At 70.7% G+C, this 14,116-nt stretch carries 12 protein-coding genes; 7 read left to right on the forward strand and 5 right to left on the reverse strand.

Annotation, left to right across the window (positions count from 1 at the left end):
* Positions 1 to 70 precede the first annotated feature (70 nt).
* Positions 71 to 2,260 (forward strand): bifunctional alpha,alpha-trehalose-phosphate synthase (UDP-forming)/trehalose-phosphatase, encoded by a 2,190-nt coding sequence (locus WME73_RS02650; RefSeq protein WP_437743991.1) that lies wholly within the window; start codon positions 71 to 73, stop codon positions 2,258 to 2,260.
* A 4-nt stretch (positions 2,261 to 2,264) separates the two neighbouring features.
* Here WME73_RS02650 and WME73_RS02655 read toward each other — a convergent pair whose 3' ends face one another.
* Positions 2,265 to 3,998, reverse strand: a complete 1,734-nt coding sequence (locus WME73_RS02655) for a right-handed parallel beta-helix repeat-containing protein (protein WP_437914634.1) — start codon at positions 3,996 to 3,998, stop codon at positions 2,265 to 2,267.
* Between the two features lie 340 nt (positions 3,999 to 4,338).
* On the opposite strand from WME73_RS02655, the gene WME73_RS02660 reads away from it, so the two are divergent.
* Positions 4,339 to 4,956, forward strand: a complete 618-nt coding sequence (locus tag WME73_RS02660; protein WP_437862299.1) for a Maf family protein — start codon at positions 4,339 to 4,341, stop codon at positions 4,954 to 4,956.
* Positions 4,957 to 5,252: 296 nt separating this feature from the next.
* Positions 5,253 to 6,587, forward strand: coding sequence for a magnesium transporter (mgtE, locus tag WME73_RS02665; RefSeq protein ID WP_437743994.1), 1,335 nt, complete (start codon positions 5,253 to 5,255; stop codon positions 6,585 to 6,587).
* Positions 6,588 to 6,665: 78 nt separating this feature from the next.
* On the opposite strand, the gene WME73_RS02670 is transcribed toward mgtE, so the two are convergent.
* Positions 6,666 to 7,271: a hypothetical protein gene (locus WME73_RS02670; protein ID WP_437743995.1), complete on the reverse strand. Its 606-nt coding sequence runs from the start codon at positions 7,269 to 7,271 to the stop codon at positions 6,666 to 6,668.
* Positions 7,272 to 7,617: 346 nt separating this feature from the next.
* Between WME73_RS02670 and WME73_RS02675 the strand changes: the two genes are divergently transcribed.
* From WME73_RS02675 to purU, 3 genes are all read left to right on the forward strand, one after another.
* Entirely contained in the window at positions 7,618 to 7,923 is a 306-nt protein-coding gene (locus WME73_RS02675) for a hypothetical protein (RefSeq protein ID WP_437743996.1), read from the forward strand.
* A 123-nt stretch (positions 7,924 to 8,046) separates the two neighbouring features.
* Positions 8,047 to 8,784, forward strand: a complete 738-nt coding sequence (locus WME73_RS02680; RefSeq protein ID WP_012233128.1) for a histidine phosphatase family protein — start codon at positions 8,047 to 8,049, stop codon at positions 8,782 to 8,784.
* A gap of 97 nt (positions 8,785 to 8,881) precedes the next feature.
* A complete protein-coding gene (gene purU / locus WME73_RS02685) occupies positions 8,882 to 9,775 on the forward strand; it encodes a formyltetrahydrofolate deformylase (RefSeq protein WP_437747940.1) in 894 nt (297 codons plus the stop codon).
* 303 nt (positions 9,776 to 10,078) lie between these two features.
* Here the strand turns inward: purU and WME73_RS02690 are convergent, their stop codons facing one another.
* The 3 genes from WME73_RS02690 to WME73_RS02700 form a co-directional block, all read right to left on the reverse strand.
* Positions 10,079 to 10,750 (reverse strand): hypothetical protein, encoded by a 672-nt coding sequence (locus tag WME73_RS02690; RefSeq protein ID WP_437743997.1) that lies wholly within the window; start codon positions 10,748 to 10,750, stop codon positions 10,079 to 10,081.
* Positions 10,751 to 11,247: 497 nt separating this feature from the next.
* Positions 11,248 to 11,940 carry a glutathione S-transferase N-terminal domain-containing protein gene (locus WME73_RS02695; RefSeq protein WP_437743998.1) on the reverse strand — a complete coding sequence of 231 codons (693 nt, stop codon included), beginning with the start codon at positions 11,938 to 11,940 and terminating at the stop codon, positions 11,248 to 11,250.
* Between the two features lie 168 nt (positions 11,941 to 12,108).
* A complete protein-coding gene (locus WME73_RS02700; RefSeq protein WP_437914635.1) occupies positions 12,109 to 12,999 on the reverse strand; it encodes a homocysteine S-methyltransferase family protein in 891 nt (296 codons plus the stop codon).
* Between the two features lie 398 nt (positions 13,000 to 13,397).
* On the opposite strand from WME73_RS02700, the gene WME73_RS02705 reads away from it, so the two are divergent.
* Positions 13,398 to 14,018, forward strand: a complete 621-nt coding sequence (locus tag WME73_RS02705; protein WP_437744000.1) for a hypothetical protein — start codon at positions 13,398 to 13,400, stop codon at positions 14,016 to 14,018.
* Positions 14,019 to 14,116: the final 98 nt, after the last annotated feature.

The following is a 14,116-nucleotide window of genomic DNA, read 5'->3' on the forward strand; positions in this document are numbered from 1 at the left end:
GGCTAGCCCCTGATTTCACCGCGCCTCAAGGGCGTGGTGCAGGGGCCATGCGCTAGCTTCCTGGCCGCGCATGTCCCGCCTGCTCATCGTCTCGAACCGCCTTCCGGTGACCGTCCACGCCGATCAGGGGGACGTCTCCGTCGTCCCCTCGGCGGGCGGCCTCGTGACCGCGCTCCGGGGCCCCCACGAGCGCCACGGCGGCCTCTGGCTCGGATGGCCGGGCGACCTCGCGCGCCTCACCGAGGAGCAGCGCCGAGAGGTCGAGGATCGGCTCGAGCAGCTCGGCGCGGCCCCGGTGCACCTCACCTCGGCCGAGGTGAGCCGTTACTACGACGGCTTCTCGAACAGCGTCCTGTGGCCGCTGTTCCACTACCTCGTCGAGAAGTTGCACCTCGACGCCCGGCACGGCTGGGAGAGCTACCGCGAGGTGAACGAGCGCTTCGCCGAGGCCATCGTCGCCCGGTACAGGCCGGGCGACAGGGTGTGGATCCACGACTACCAGCTCACGCTGGTGCCGGCGATGCTGCGGCGGCGCATCCCCGACGCGCGGATCGGCTTCTTCCTGCACATCCCTTTCCCCGCGGCCGAGGTCTTCCGGATCCTGCCCTGGCGGGAGCAGGTGCTGCGCGGCATGCTCGGCGCCGACGTCGTCGGGTTTCACACGACGGCCTATCGGTACCACTTCGTCTACTCCGCCGCGCGCGTGCTCGGGCTCGATCCCGACCTGGAGACGCTCGCGTACGAGGGGCGGCGGGTGCGGCTCGGCGCCTATCCGGTCAGCATCGACGTCGACGAGTTCGTGCGGCTCGCGCGCGACGAGGAGGTCCGCGCCGAGGCGCGGCGCATCCGCGAGAGCGCCCAGGGCCGGAAGATCGTGCTCGGCGTCGATCGGCTCGACTACACGAAGGGCATCCCGAGGCGCATGCTCGCCATCGAGCGCTTCCTGGAGCGCGAGCCCGAGCTCCGGAGCAAGGTCCGGTTCATCCAGCTCGCGGTGCCGACGCGCGAGAACGTCGACGCCTACGCCGAGTTCCGGCGCGTCGTGAACGAGCTCGTCGGCCGCATCAACGGCAGCTACGGGACGCTCGACGATGTCCCGATCCACTTCCTGCACCGGTCGATGCCCATGGCCGGGGTCGTCGCGCTCTACCTCGCGGCCGACGTGATGATGGTGACGCCGCTGCGCGACGGGATGAACCTCGTCTGCAAGGAGTACGTGGCCTCGCGGCTCGACGACACCGGCGCGCTCGTGCTGAGCGAGTTCGCGGGCGCGGCCGCCGAGCTGATCGAGGCGCTCCTGGTGAACCCGCACGACATCGACGCGGTGGCGTCGACGATCCAGCGGGCGCTCGTCATGTCGCCGTCCGAGCAGCGCGTCCGGATGCAGGCGCTCCGGCGCCGCGTCGTGACGCACGACGCGCACCGCTGGTCGCACCGCTTCCTGAACGATCTCGAGCGCGCGGGCGGCGTCCTGCCCGCGGTGGGGGCCGTCCGGCGGCCGGAAGGCGCGCCTCAGGGGAGCACGATCGCGAGCGCGCGCAGCGCGCCGTCGCTGATCGTGATGCTCGACTACGACGGCACGCTGGTCCCCCTCGAGGCCATGCCCGAGCTCGCTCAGCCGGACGAGGCGCTCGTCACCGAGCTGCGCGAGCTCGCGGCGCGCCCGCGGACGCAGGTGCACGTGGTGAGCGGCCGGCCGCGCGAGGACCTCGAGCGGTGGCTGGGCGAGCTGCCGATCAGCCTCCACGCGGAGCACGGGTTCTTCTCGCGCGCCGCGCCCGGAGAGCCCTGGGTCGCGCTCCGCGAGGCCGCGCTCGACTGGAAGCCGAGGGTCCGCGACGTCCTCCAGGGCTTCGTCGACCGCACGGCGGGCAGCTTCATCGAGGAGAAGATGGTCTCGATCGCGTGGCACTACCGGGCCGCCGACCCGGAGCTCGCCAGCCAGACGGCCCGCGAGGTGCCCCTGGAGCTCGGCGAGGCGCTGCGCGAGCACGATCTCGAGCTCATCCCGGGCCGGAAGGTGCTGGAGGTGCGGCTCCGCGGCGTCAACAAGGGGGTGATCGTGCCGCGGGTGCTCGCCATGATGGGGCCCGACGCGGTGGTGATCGCGCTCGGCGACGACAGGACCGACGAGGATCTGTTCGCGGCGCTCCCCCCGACCGCGCTCACGATCCACGTGGGCGGCGGGGAGAGCTCCGCGGCGTTTCAGCTGCCCGACCCGGCGTCTGCGCGTCGCTTGCTGCGCGCGCTCGTCGCCTGAGGGCTCACGCCCTGGCGCGGCGACCGCGCCGCCGGAGGGCGGCGCCGAGGAGCGCCGCCGCCCCGGCGAGGAGAGCCCCCGAGCCGGCGACCGGGCCGCCCGCGAGCCCCCCGCCGACGCTGCACGCGCTGGCGTGGGCGTCGTGCGGAGCGCCCGCGTTGCCCTGGGCGGCCTCGGAGCACGCAGCGGCGCGCGCTGCGGTGTCGTCGCCGTCCGCGGCGCAGTCGCCGGCGGACGCGTCGGCGTCGGCGTCGGCATCGGCGTCGCTGGCATCGGCGTCGCTGGCATCGCCGTCGTCGGTGTCGCTGGCGTCCGCCTCACCGTCGCTCGGGGCGGCATCGCGGCCGACGTTCCACGCCTCCTCCGCGGCGCTGCTGTCGCCGTCGTCGAGGTCCCGATCGCTGTCCGCGGCCCTCATGGCGAACGCCGCGAGGCTGGAGCCGGACTCGTAGGCTCCGATGTCGATCGCGCCAGCGACCGGCCGCAGCAGCGGTCCGCTGGCCCCGCGGTTGCCCCTCCTGGGCGAGGACTGCGGCGCGGTGAGCGGCTTCGGGAACGGGTACCCTGCCGGGCTCGGCGTCGCGCTGGAGCCGGCGTTGACGAGCGGGCTGTTCGACGCCGGGCGGAGGTCCAGCGAGCTGAGGTTGGTAAAGCCGGGGTCGGTGCTCTGCACCGTGCCTGTCCACGCCGCGGGGATGGCCGAGGAGCCGGTGGGCACCCAGTTGTTGGCGCCCGAGATCAACGCCGTTCCGGTCTTCCAGGTCGCGCTCCTGTCGACATAGACCTCCACGCCGCCGCCGCCGCGCCGATAGAACACGTTGTTGCTCAGCTCGACGCTCTCGATCCCGTCGAACATCCTGATCGCCGGCCGCGACCCGGGGGCGAGCAGGAACGTGTTGTTGACGAACCGGAAGCGACCCCACGTCTGCCCCGTGCCGTCGCCCCCGACGCGCACGGCGAAGTGCTGGCCGGTCTTGACGATGACATTGCCGACGACGTCGGAGTCCTCGCGCGCGAGCCCCTCGTCCTGGCCGTCCGGCCCGATCAGCTCGAGCTCGTGGTATTTCGCGCCCTCGATCCAGTTGTAATAGATCTCGTTCCGCTCCGCGCGGCTCTTCACGCTGTTGCCGCCATTGCCGTCGTGCACATAGCAGTGCCGCATGCGGAACACCGAGCCGAGGCGCGTCTCCTCGTCGGTCGCGATGTAGATGGGGTGCCTGGTGTCGCCCGAGCCGCAGGCATAGACCTCGACGTACTCCAGCGTGAGGGATCCCGACTCGGAGTCGGCGCCGAGGATCCCGTGCCCGGCGCAATCGTGCACCACCGAGTCGCGGATCGTGATGTCGTGCGCCTTGTTGAACACGCAGCGGCCCGAGCCGCCGGTGATGTCGAAGCCTTCGAAGGTATAGTGATTGCCAGCGAAGACCACGGTGTTCGTCCCCCCCGATAGGACAGGGCGGCGGCCGTTCACGCGAACGCCGCGGATCGTGATCTTCTGCGCCTCGGTGCCCGACTTCTTGAAGAACAGATCCCCCGGATAGGTCGCGTCGCCCTCGACCAGAACCACGTCCCCGGCAGCGAGGCGAGGGGCGACCTCCGCGAGGCTCGCATAAGGCTTGCCCCGCCCCACCTCGTACGTCGCTGCGCTCGCCGGCGAGGCGGCGAGCAGCACGGAGAGCCCGATGCCCGGCGCGACGAGAGAGAGTGTGACGAGGTGCCTTGTGTTGAGTTGCTGCATTGGCGTACTGTCGCGTGCTGTAGAGTCCGAGTGCAAGCTGCTTTTTAATGAAATGCATGATGGGTAATTCAGGCGACACCTGACGGCGGGAATTCCTGCCGTTATTCCCGTGTACCCAGCGGCTTTCACCATTGCTGAGAATCCTCGCCGTCTGCCATTTCTCGATAAATTTTGGTAAATAAAAGCAAGTCGGTGCGAACGCCGCGAAGAGCGTGAAGAGCAGCGAAGAGCGGGTGAAGCGCGGGAGGAGCGGGAGGAGCGCGAGGGGCTGGAGGAGCGCGCGGGGCGAGGCGGGCGGTTCCTCTCGGCGCGCGCGTCGTTCCGTGTCATGGAGCCGACCATGTTTCCGGTTGTCCTCGCCTCCACGTCGCCCTTCCGGAGGGCGCTCCTCGATCGCCTCGGGCTCGCCTACGAGGCCGTCGCGCCGGCGTTCGAGGAGATCGCGCCCGAGGGGATGTCGCCCCTCGCGTGCGCCCGCCTCTTCGCGGAGGGGAAGGCGCTGAGCCTCGCGCCCGCGCGGGAAGGCGCCCTGATCATCGGCGCCGATCAGGCGCTCGAGCTCGATGGGGAGCTCCTCCGCAAGCCGGCCTCGCTCGACGAGGCGGCAGACCAGCTCGGGCGGCTCTCGGGGCGCGTCCACGCGCTCCACGCCGCCGTCGCGGTGCACGCGCCGCCGGGGGTGCCGCTCGCGGCCGGCGAGCCGCGGACGCTGGCCGAGTGCGTCTCGGTGGAGCTCCGCGTCCGCCCGCTCGACCGCGCGCAGATCCGCCGCTACGTCGAGCTGGATCGGCCGATCGGCAGCGCGGGAGGATACCTCTTCGAGAAGCACGGACCGTGGCTGTTCGACGACGTGCGCCACGCCGACGAGGCGGCCATCGTGGGGCTGCCGCTCGTCCCGCTCTGCCGCCTCCTGCGCCGCTTCGGGGTCGATCCGCTCGCCCCGCCCGCGCGCGCCTGAGCGCGTAGGCCCGCGCGCGGGTGGTGGCCGGATTTGAACATGAAGGCGGGAAGGCGGGAAGAAAAGATCAATGATCTTCCCGCCTTGCCGCCTTCATGTGAACTCTCTTCGGGCAAATTTGAGCACTATCGGCTGCGGCGCCATGTGCGTGCCGGGGCTTCCAGGGAGGGGCGGCCGTGGCGCGCCCGTTGCTAATCGTGGTTCCAGGGTCGAGCCTGCCGCTGGGCCCTCACGAATGAGCATCTTCTGCCGGGCGACGCCGACGGGGCGGGCCAGGCGCTCGACGAGGTGAGGCGATGATGGAACGCCCGCCCTTCAACGCGGCCGAGGCGCTCACGGCGGCTGATCTGACGCTGTCCTGGTCGGCCCTGCAGAACGAGGAGCGGGTGCAGGCCTATCGCCGCCTGCAGCGCGAGGAGGCGGAGGATTTCTTCGAGGGTCTCCCCACGGCCGACCAGGCCGCGCTCCTCGTGGGCCTCACGAAGGGCGAACGCAGGCTGTGGCTCCGCCTGCTCGCGCCCGACGACGTGGCGGACCTCCTCCTCGAGGTGTCGCCGGCCGACCAGGCGGAGCTCCTCTCCTTGCTCGACGAGCCGACGCGGCGCGAGGTGATCGCGCTCCTCGCGTACGCCGAGGACGAGGCCGGCGGGCTGATGAGCCCGTGGTTCGCGCGCGTGCGGCCGGAGGCGACGGTCGACCAGGCGATCAGCTATCTCAAGCGGCAGGCCAGGGATCACCTCGAGACCATCTACTACGGTTATGTGCTCGACGCCGAGCAGCGGCTGCGCGGCGTGGTGTCGCTCAGGCAGCTCATGATCGCCCCCGGCGACCGGCGCGTCAGCGACGTCATGAAGACCGACGTCGTGTCGGTCAACGAGGACGCCGACCAGGAGGCGGTGGCGCGGACCTTCGCGGAGCACGATCTCGTGGCGATACCCGTCGTCGACAGCGAGGGTCGGATGAAGGGGATCGTCACCGCAGACGACATCGTGGACGTCGTGGAAGAGGAGGCGACCGAGGACATCCAGAAGCTCGGCGGCATGCAGGCGCTCGACGCGCCCTACCTCCGGACCCCCCTCTCCAGGATGCTCGGCAAGCGCGCGGGCTGGCTGTCCGCGCTGTTCGTGGGCGAGCTCCTCACCGCCACGGCGATGGGGCACTACGAGAGCGAGATCGCCCGCGCCGTCGTGCTCGCCCTCTTCGTGCCGCTCATCATCTCGAGCGGGGGCAACTCCGGCTCTCAGGCGACGACGCTGGTCATCCGGGCGATGGCGCTCGGCGAGATCCGGCTCGCCGACTTCTGGCGCGTCAGCCGCCGGGAGCTCGCGTCGGGCCTCGCGCTCGGCGGGATCCTCGGCGCCATCGGCTTCGCGCGCGTCATCGCCTGGGAGAAGCTCTTCGAGGCCTATGGCCCGCACTACGCGCTCCTCGCCCTGACCGTCGCGATCAGCCTTGTCGGCGTCGTGACCTGGGGCACGCTGGCGGGGGCGCTCCTGCCGTTCGTGCTCCGGGCGCTCCGCTTCGACCCGGCGAGCGCCTCGGCCCCGTTCGTCGCGACCCTCGTCGACGTCTCCGGCCTCGTGATCTACTTCAGCGTGGCCGAGCTCCTGCTCCGCGGTGTGCTGCTGTGAAGCGGGCGAGCGCCCCCCGCGCCCTCCCCGGGGGCTTCCCCGAAGCGCGCGGCCGGGGAGCGCCCGGGCGGCGGGGGCCTAGGGGCTGACGCGGGACGCCAGGTAGCGCGCCACATACGCGCCGATCACGCGCGCGTCCTCGCGCCAGCGGCCGCCGGGCTTCAGCTTGTCCGCGTCCGCGGAGCTCAGGCTCGTGTTCGGGATGGGCGACGCCGTGCGGCTCGAGAACTGGACCTCATCGAGCACCCGGCCGTCCGGCGTCGTGAGCCGGAGCGTCAGCCGGATCTGGCTCGGGGCCGAGGAGACGACCGCGTAGAAGCCTGGATTCATGTAGCCGATATAGGGCTTGATCACGAACGGCGCCGACGTGTGGCCGTCGGACGGCGCGACCTCGATGCCCTCCTCCTGGGCGGCGGCGACCACGGCCTTCGTGAACTCCTCGTTGATGGACTCCTTGTCCGCCACGAAGCGCTGGTGATCGTCCGCGTCCTTGCCGGCCAGGTACTGGTCCTCGCGCTGGTCGAGGATGAAGAGGCCCACGTAGTCGATGGGCATCAGGGCGAAATACCGCTGGCCGACGAACGTGTCGGGGCTCGCCTGGGTCACGACGCGCCAGCGCGGCCCGCACCCGGCGAGGGCCGCGAAGCCGAGCAGCGCGGCCGCGATGAAGCTGCGACGGTGCATGAGGGTCTCCTTCAGAGGGCCCGCCTTGTAGGCCATGTCCGAGCGAGCTGGCAAGGGCGGCGCAGCGCGCCGCGCCCGGGCGGGCCGGTCCGGCGCGCCGCGCCCAGGCGGGCCCGTCCGGCCCGCCGCGATCACGCGGCGGCGGCCCGCGCGCCCCCTCCGACCCGGACGGGGCAGGCGGCCCGCGCATTCGATCGATGGCGCGCGCGGGCTCGCCCCGCGCTCGCGCGCGCTGTGCAATGGGCGGACAGGACCGGAGCTGGCCTGTCGGATGCATGTTGGATTCGACAGCTGAAATGGCCACCTCGTACGAGGATGCCTTTCTATCGACGTTGGAGGTAAACCCATGATCCCGAATTTCGTAGCCGGTCTCTTCAGCATTTTGCCCATCTTGGTGCTCCCGTTGCTCGGCGTCGATCCGCCGGAGGACGCGGGTGGCAGCGGCTCGCAGGTGGGTGAAGGCTCCGAGCTGGAGCTCCCAGGCTTGCCCGGGGAGGGCGCCTCGCGGTTCGCCTATTCGATCTCCTGCATCGAGGGCAGCACGGGAAAGAAGACCTTCCTGACGGAGGACGACTTCTGCAGCGCCCTGCGCGACGAGCAGGTCTGCTCCGAGAGCGCGGCCATCTTCGCGCTCTTCCACGGCTGTCCCTGAGCGCCCGCGCGGCGGCGGTACAAACCCTTGACATTCGAGGGGGGCCTTGCTCTTCCTAGCGAGCGCGAACCGCCCCGCGCGGCCCTCCCCCCCACAAGGTCGCGCGCCTCGGAGGCTCAGATCGTGACGAACCTCTATCTCATCCGGCATGGAGAAGCGCTGGTCAACGTGAACCATATCGTGGGCGGGATGCGCGGGGACACCGGGCTGACGCAGCTCGGCGTCCTCCAGGCGGAGCGCCTGCGCGATCGCCTGGCCGCGACGCGCGAGATCCCCGCCGACGTCCTGATCGCCAGCACCTATCGCCGGGCGCAGCAGACGGCCGAGATCGTCGCCCCCGCCCTGGGGCTGCCCGTCACGCTCGACGACGAGGTCCAGGAGCTCCGCCCCGGCGAGGCGGACGGGATGCCGGTCGGCGAGGCGATGGTGCGCTACGCGATCGATTTCGAGCGCGAGCCGTACCGGCCGGCGAGCCCCGGTGGCGAGAGCTGGGCTCAGTTCATGCTGCGGGTCTCGGTCGCCCTCGATCGCGTCACCCGTGAGCACGAGGGGCGGACGATCGTCGTCGTCACCCACGGCGGCTTCATCGACGTCGCGTTCCTCCACTTCTTCAGGATGAACGCGCTCGCCTTCCCGAGCGCGCACTTCGCCACCCGCCACACCTCGCTCACCCACTGGCAGCGAAGGCGGCGCTGGGGTCGGGCCGAGGCCTGGCACCTCATCTATTACAACGACAGCGCGCACCTGCGCGACGTCGAGCGGACCGTGCGCATCCCCTGGGCGGAGCTCTCCACGCTGGCGCCGAGGCTCGTGGATGATCCGTCTGGGCCGCCGTCCTCCGAGAGCGGCGAGGGGCGCTAGCGCGCGCGGCCAGGCAGACAGGCAGCCGCCCGCCCGCGGTCCCTCTCGGCCCTCGCGCTTGCGCCTCCGCCTCGGGGCGAGCTACATGACCCGTATGATGGGTCCCGTTCACGCAACCTTCCTCATCGCCGCTCCCGACCAGCCCGGTCTCGTCGCGCGACTCGCGGGGTTCTTCTATGACATCGGCCTGAACATCATCGACGCGAGCAACCACACCGATGCGTTCATGGACGAGGGCCCGCGCTTCTTCATGCGTCTCGTCGTCGATCTGTCCGGCCTCGCCTCGCCGGCCGCCGTCGCCGCCCTGGGCGGCTCGGCCACCCGCGGCGCGATCGAGGCCGCCTTTCGCGAGCTCGCCGCGTCGCTCTCGGCGCGATGGTCGGTGGAATACAGCGATCACGTCCCGAAGATGGCGATCCTCGTCACGAGGGATCCTGCGTGCCTCTACGATCTGGTGCTCCGGCAGCGCGCGGGCGAGCTTCGCTGCGAGATCCCGCTCGTGATCTCCAACCACCCCACGCTCGAGGCGGTGGCCGAGAGCTTTCGAATCCCTTTCTTCTGCATCCCGATCACCCCGGAGACCAAGCGCGAGCAGGAGCGTCAGGTGCTTCACCTGCTGAAGAGGCACCATGTCGATCTCCTCGTCCTGGCGCGGTACATGCAAATCCTCTCCGAGCAGATGCTCGATGAGGCGCCGCCCGTCATCAACATCCACCACGGGTTCCTGCCCGCGTTCCAGGGCGCGAAGCCTTACCACCAGGCGCACGCGCGCGGCGTGAAGCTCATCGGCGCGACGGCGCATTATGCGACGCGGGACCTGGATCAGGGGCCGATCATCGAGCAGGACGTGGCGCGCGTGAATCACCAGATGGGCCCCGAGGAGATGACCCGGATGGGGCGTGACGTGGAGCGGCTCGTCCTCTCTCGCGCCGTCCGGGCGCACCTGGAGCGGCGGGTCATCGTCGAAGGCCGCCGCACCGTCGTTTTTTAGAGCGACGGTCACCCGCTTCGGATACGGGCCCACCTCGACGTTTTCGGTGCTCAGCGCACAGGAGTGCGCTTGCGCGCCGAAAACGCCGATCTGGGCCCGTCTCCTGTGCGGGTGACCGCCGCTCTGCTGCCGCTCTGCTCTGGATGGTGCAGAGGGGGGCGGAGACCGCTGTAGATCTCCAGACAATGCCCCGACCGACCCAGGCCGTGGGGCAGTCGGGGCAATCTGGGCGATCGAGCGCGGGGGAGGTGCGCGCGGGCGGGCGCGCTCTCCTGGGAGCCCGATGAGCGCGCGCGCGAGGCGTTACGGCCGGCCCTGCTGGCCAGGCGCGGTGATCTGGCCTTGCTGGCCGGGCGCGAGCTGCCCGAGGACGGCCGACTGGCCATAAGCGCCCGACTGGGAGATGGCGGCCTGGCCGAGGCCGGCCTGCTGACCAGCATAGCCCTGGATCCCTTGGCTGGATTGCTGGCCGGAATAACCGCCGAACCCGGCCTTGGACGGCACCTGCCCGGGGAACATCCCGGCCTGGCTCGGCACGAGCGCGCCCTTGCCAGGGAACACCTCACCCTTGCTGGGCCCGAGCGCGCCCTTGCTCGGTCCGAGCGCGCCCTTGCTGGGGAACATCCCGCCCTTGCTCGGCACGAGCGCGCCCTTGCTGGGGAACATCTCGCCCTTGCTCGGTCCGAGCGCGCCCTTGCTGGGGAACATCTCGCCCTTGCTCGGTCCGAGCGCGCCCTTGCTGGGGAACATCTCGCCCTTGCTCGGGCCCATCTGGGCCTGTCCGGGCGCGAGCTGCGCCGCGCCCATCCCCAGGTATCCGCCTCGCTCCTCCTCCAACGCTTGCTCGACGGCCCCGATCTCGTCGTCACCGAGATCGCTTTGATCGAGGTCCGCGTCGTCCGTGTTCACCGCACAACCGGCGGCCAGAGCAGCCAAAAGAAATGCAGGCACCAGCATCTTGCTATGCATCGACATGATCGTTTCCCCCCGATGTCCGCGAGGGCCCACCAGGCCCAGACATCTCGGCTCACCGCAGAGCAGAGTGTGTGCCTGGCGGAGCTGTGCAGACGTTTCCGCTCCCGGCGTGCTTGACGTCCGCGAGGGCGTCAATGCAGCGCGCTCGCGCGAGCGGCGCCCCGCAGCGGAGCCCGCGCGATCCGGGCCGAGCGGATCGTCGAGGAGCGCTCGTTCCCCTTTTCTCCGGCGAAAGGACGTGTCGGGTCCAGCCAGGGCGCACCAGCGGCCCGGCGCGCCCGGTGAAGCCCTGACGGCAGGCCGCGCTGCGCTGGTGGCCCCGCCCTGCTCAGGACGCTCTGGGGTGCGTCGCGCGTGGCGCGCTGGCGCGCTGGACGGCGCGTTGGAGCTTGGTTTGTCCGCCCTGGTCGCAGTTCGTCAGCGAGGCGCCGCGCGCCCAGGGCGCACCGCCGCGCAATCGCGGGGGGCGCGTCCCCTGCGCGTGCGGGACGGGCGGGTCACGCCTCGGGCTTCTTCCCGAACAGCCACTTCTTCGCCTCGTCGTCCATCGGCTGGCTCGCGTTCCGCAGCTCATTTCCGACCGCGAGCCCGCGCTCGACGGCGGGCCTCGCGCGCACCGCATCGAGCCACCGCTTGAAGTTCGGGAGCTCGTCGGCCGACACCCCGTACCGCTCGTGCGGCATCGCCCAGGGATAGCTCGCCATGTCGGCAATCGAGTACTCGCCAGCCAGGAAAGGCCGGTCCGCGAGCCGCTTGTCCATCACGCCATAGAGCCGCCGTACCTCCTTGGTATAGCGCTCGATCGCATAGGGGATCTTCTCCGGCGCATAGTGATTGAAATGGCCCGCCTGGCCGCTCATCGGGCCGAGGCCGCCCATCTGCCACATGAGCCACTGGGTCACCTCGTAACGACCGCGGACGTCCGAGGGGATGAACTTGCCCGTCTTCTCCGCGAGGTAGAGCAGGATCGCGCCCGACTCGAACACGGAGATCGGCGCCCCGCCGCCCGGAGGGTCGTGATCGACGATGGCGGGCATCCGGTTGTTGGGGCTGATCGCGAGGAACTCCGGCTTGAACTGCTCGCCCCGCCCGATGTTGACCGGGACGAGCTTGTAGGGGAGGCCCGTCTCCTCGAGCATTATGCTGATCTTCCAGCCGTTCGGGGTGGGCCAGTAATAGAGATCGATCATCTTGCGCTCCGTGTCCGTGGGCCGTCGCCGATCGCGACGGCGTGCTGTCTCAGGCGATGGATCGTGTCTGCCGGGCGCCGCGCCGCTTCGCGCTGGCGTCGCCCGGCTCGTCGGACAATCGGTGGCACGTCGCCCCGTGGGGAGCAACCGGCGATTGGGCGCGTCGCCTCAGCGCGGCGATCCCGTCGGTTCGCGCGCGGGCCTCGCCCCGTCGACGAGCGCGCGCAGCGCCGCGATGTGCTCTGGCCCCGTCCCGCAGCACCCGCCCACGATCGTGGCGCCCGCCTCGAGCCAGCGGCGCGCGAGCTCCGCATAACGCGCGGCCGCCGAGCCGCGCTGGTCGACGCCAACGCCCCAGCCGAGCCCCTCGGCCTCCGCGCCCGCGTTCGCGTAGGCCCCGAACGGGACGCCGCACGCCGCGAGCCGCTCGATGTGCGCGAGCGTGCGAGTCGCCGGGGTGCAGTTGACGAGCACGGCACTCGCGCCGCGGGAGGCCGCCTCCCGCGCGGCGAGCCCGATGTCCTCGGGCGAGAGCAGATCCGACCCCGGACCGGCCGTGAACGACACCCATGCTTCGACGCCCGTGGCGACCGCCTCCTCCAGCGCCACGAGCGCCTCGCCGATGTGCGGGAACGTCTCGCAGAGGAGGAGGTCGACGCCCGCCCTCGCGAGCGCCTGCGCGAGCTCGCGGTGCTCCTGCCGCGCGTCGGCCGGGCTCAGGTCGGGCCGGTAGCAATCCTCGATCGGCGCGATGCTGCCGGCGACCCGGTGCCGTGGGCCCTCGTCGCGCACGGCCTCACGCGCCAGCGAGACCGCGCGCGCGGTCAGCTCGGCCCAGGCGGCGCCCGCCTGCCTCCGCCTGGTGCGGAACGTGTTCGCCGTGTGCACCGTCGCGCCTGCGCGCGCGTAATCCCGATGGATCGCGCGGACCACGTCGTGGCCGTGCGCATCGAGCAGGGCCGCGGCGCTCCAGAGCGGCGCCGGCGTCTCGACCCCGCGCGCGGCGAGCTCGGTCCCGAGCGGGCCGTCGAGGACCACGATGGCAGCCTCGGCGGACACAGCAGCTGAACCGAGCGGCGATCTGGCCACGTCCTCCATGTAGGCTCCGGTATGTCCGCGGCCGGCTTCCACGGCAATCCCTGAGTCGGGTCATGGCCCGTCTGCAGCTCGGGGTAAGCGAGGCCCCGCACGGTGCACCGTCCCGACCACTGTGCGGCAGAAAGAACGATGGAAATCTCTTTCGCGCCGGGAAATTACTTGCCAGGTATGGGGGGCCTGCGGCACCGTTGAAATGAATTCATCTTCCCCTCATTCCACTCGACTCGCCGGAGTCGTGGGGTCCGACAAGCAAGCGATCGTTTGCAGGAGCGACGCAGGACCGACATGGGGGAGCTCCCGCTGGCCCGCGCGAGGCCAGGCGAGCGCCGTCAGTGAGCCCATAAGAAAGGAACGCCATCATGATTCGACAGTCCATCCGTTCTTCCAAATCGCTCGCTCTCAGTGTTGCGCTTGGCGTCATCGCAGCGGCCGGGTTTACCGGATGCGGCGCGTCGGAGGAGGCTCCCGTCGATGACGCGGTGGCGCACGAGCGGATCACCCAGGCGGAGGTCTCGAAGGCCCTCGAGACGAGCGAGTTCCTGAACCTCGACATGAGCCGAGACACGGTCTACGCCCTCGATTACTCGGGGGGGGCCATCGACTACGCGCGCATCAAGCTCTCCACCGGCAACGGCAAGGAGATCTTGCTCTCGGAGCAGATGGCCGCCATCGAGCAGGCGGACTACGGCGACTACCCGGCGCCCGTCCTGACCGAGGCGTCGGACGATCGGTTCAGCATCTCCTCGGACGAGTCCGCCTTCGGGAAGCTGTCGGAGAGCGAGCTCGACCAGCTGAGGACCGACGGGTTCTTCTACTCCGAGGAGCCCCCGTCGGCCCCCGGGGCGAAGCCGCAGAGCACCGACCCCGACTGCATCCACGCCTACTGCGAGGTATGTACCGACAACACGACCGGCGGGCGCCCCGAGACATGGAAGCCGGGGACCTACACCTGCTACCTCATCGAGCACGTGTGGTGCTGAGACGCGCCTGACGGACTCTTTCCCCCCTCGGTCGCAGGGCCTCGTTGATGCGTTCGCTCTCGGTTTGGTGCGCTGCGCTGGTCGCCCTCGGGGGCACA

The sequence above is a fragment of the Sorangium sp. So ce302 genome, assembly GCF_051530145.1.
Taxonomy (GTDB): domain Bacteria; phylum Myxococcota_A; class Polyangia; order Polyangiales; family Polyangiaceae; genus Sorangium; species Sorangium cellulosum_B.

What these genes read in the sequence shown, in the direction of transcription:
- WME73_RS02690 (WP_437743997.1), bottom strand. Translation starts at nt 10,750, where the DNA reads ATGTCGATGCATAGCAAGATGCTGGTGCCTGCATTTCTTTTGGCTGCT.
- WME73_RS02705 (WP_437744000.1), top strand. Translation starts at nt 13,398, where the DNA reads ATGATTCGACAGTCCATCCGTTCTTCCAAATCGCTCGCTCTCAGTGTT.
- WME73_RS02695 (WP_437743998.1), bottom strand. Translation starts at nt 11,940, where the DNA reads ATGATCGATCTCTATTACTGGCCCACCCCGAACGGCTGGAAGATCAGC.
- purU (WP_437747940.1), top strand. Translation starts at nt 8,882, where the DNA reads ATGGGTCCCGTTCACGCAACCTTCCTCATCGCCGCTCCCGACCAGCCC.
- WME73_RS02675 (WP_437743996.1), top strand. Translation starts at nt 7,618, where the DNA reads ATGATCCCGAATTTCGTAGCCGGTCTCTTCAGCATTTTGCCCATCTTG.
- WME73_RS02660 (WP_437862299.1), top strand. Translation starts at nt 4,339, where the DNA reads ATGTTTCCGGTTGTCCTCGCCTCCACGTCGCCCTTCCGGAGGGCGCTC.
- WME73_RS02650 (WP_437743991.1), top strand. Translation starts at nt 71, where the DNA reads ATGTCCCGCCTGCTCATCGTCTCGAACCGCCTTCCGGTGACCGTCCAC.
- WME73_RS02670 (WP_437743995.1), bottom strand. Translation starts at nt 7,271, where the DNA reads ATGCACCGTCGCAGCTTCATCGCGGCCGCGCTGCTCGGCTTCGCGGCC.
- mgtE (WP_437743994.1), top strand. Translation starts at nt 5,253, where the DNA reads ATGATGGAACGCCCGCCCTTCAACGCGGCCGAGGCGCTCACGGCGGCT.
- WME73_RS02655 (WP_437914634.1), bottom strand. Translation starts at nt 3,998, where the DNA reads ATGCAGCAACTCAACACAAGGCACCTCGTCACACTCTCTCTCGTCGCG.